This is a genomic window from Nonomuraea lactucae, from assembly GCF_003313395.1.
GTDB lineage: Bacteria > Actinomycetota > Actinomycetes > Streptosporangiales > Streptosporangiaceae > Nonomuraea > Nonomuraea lactucae.
In genome coordinates this window covers 1-1674 of record NZ_QNFZ01000541.1, presented here as the reverse complement: position 1 = coordinate 1674, position 1674 = coordinate 1, and the positions used below count along the sequence as shown (strand labels likewise).

The following is a 1674-nucleotide window of genomic DNA, read 5'->3' as shown; positions in this document are numbered from 1 at the left end:
GACCGCGACCCCGCGGCGGCCAGGCGCCTCGCCGCGGCCCGCGCCGTGGTGGCCGCGCTCGCCGACGAGCACCGCATGCCGACGGAGAACCTCCTGCAGCCCGACGCCGTGCGCCGGCTCACCTGGGAGCCGCCCGAGGCGATCAGCGACGAGACGGTGGCCGAACGGCTGCGCGCGCTCGGCGCCCGCGAGTGGCAGGTGTCGCTCACCGCCCATCCGCTGGCCAAGTCGCTGGCCAGGCTGGAGACCAAGGGCGAGGTCTAGGCCCGGCGGGCCCTTGACGCCTCCGGCGGCATCGCCGTACGGTTCGGGAAAGCGCTTTCCTCGGAGGGATGCCCATGAGCGTGCGCACCATCGGCGTCGTGATGAACGGCGTCACCGGCAGGATGGGGTACCGCCAGCACCTGGTCAGGTCCGTCCTGGCCATCAACGGGCAGGGCGGCGTCGCGCTCTCCGACGGCAGCCGGGTCATGCTGAGGCCCGTCCTCGTCGGCAGGAACGCCGCGAAGCTCGCCGACCTCGCCGCCCGGCACGGCATCGCCGAGCACACGACGGAGCTGGACGCGGCGCTCGCCGGCGCGGGCAACCTGATCTACTTCGACGCCCAGGTCACCTCGGCCCGGGTGAAGGCCGTGCTCAGGGCCATCGAGGCCGGCCTGCACGTCTACGCCGAGAAGCCGACGGCCGAGTCGGTCGAGGAGGCGGTCGCTCTGGCCCAGGCCGCGGCGGCGCGGGGCGTCGGGAACGGCGTGGTGCAGGACAAGCTCTTCCTGCCGGGGCTGCTGAAGCTCAGGAGGCTGATCGAGGGGGGCTTCTTCGGCCGGATCCTGTCGGTGCGCGGCGAGTTCGGCTACTGGGTGTTCGAGGGCGGCTGGCAGGAGGCGCAGCGCCCGTCGTGGAACTACCGCGCCGAGGACGGCGGCGGCATCGTGCTCGACATGTTCCCGCACTGGCACTACGTGCTGGAGAACCTCTTCGGCCCGGTGCGTTCGGTCTACGCCCGCGCGGTGACGCACGTCCCGGAGCGGGTCGACGAGCAGGGCCGGGCCTACCGGGCCACGGCCGACGACGCGGCGTACGCGGTGTTCGAGCTGGAGGGCGGTGTCATCGCGCAGATCAACTCCTCCTGGACGGTCCGCGTCAACCGTGACGAGCTGGTGGAGTTCCAGGTGGACGGCACGGAGGGCAGCGCGGTCGCGGGCCTGCGCGACTGCCGGATCCAGCACCGCGCCACCACCCCCAAGCCCGTCTGGAACCCCGACCTGCCCGCCACCTGCCGCTTCCGCGACGACTGGCAGGCGGTGCCGGACAACGCCGAGTTCGACAACGGCTTCAAGATCCAGTGGGAGCTGTTCGTCCGGCACGTGCTGGAAGGCGCGCCCTTCCCCTACGACTTCGCCTCGGGCGCGCGCGGCGTGCAACTGGCCGAGCTGGGCCTGCGCTCGTCGGCCGAGGGCCGCCGGATCGAGGTGCCGGAGCTGTGATGATCGACCTGCCCGGAGGGGCGTACCAGCTCGGCGAGCCCGTGACCTGGCCGGTCCCCGACGGGCCGGCCGCCGGCCGCGTGGCGTACGCGGCGGCGCACGTGGTGGCCGACCCGCTCGGCGACAACACGCCCGGCTCCCCCGCCGCCGTCGACTGGGACGCCACGCTCCGCTTCCGCCGCCACCTGTG

2 protein-coding genes and 1 pseudogene are annotated in these 1674 nt (G+C 73.5%); all 3 read left to right on the top strand.

Annotation, left to right across the window (positions count from 1 at the left end; genetic code table 11):
- A pseudogene (locus DQW85_RS23395) lies at positions 1-264 on the top strand (ribonuclease D); the annotation flags it as partial.
- Between the two features lie 74 nt (positions 265-338).
- Positions 339-1484: a Gfo/Idh/MocA family protein gene (locus tag DQW85_RS23390; RefSeq protein WP_113702239.1), complete on the top strand. Its 1146-nt coding sequence runs from the start codon at positions 339-341 to the stop codon at positions 1482-1484.
- On the top strand, positions 1484-1674 hold a 191-nt coding region (locus tag DQW85_RS23385; RefSeq protein WP_113702238.1), incomplete at its 3' end, for a DUF993 family protein. The genes DQW85_RS23390 and DQW85_RS23385, both read left to right, overlap by 1 nt.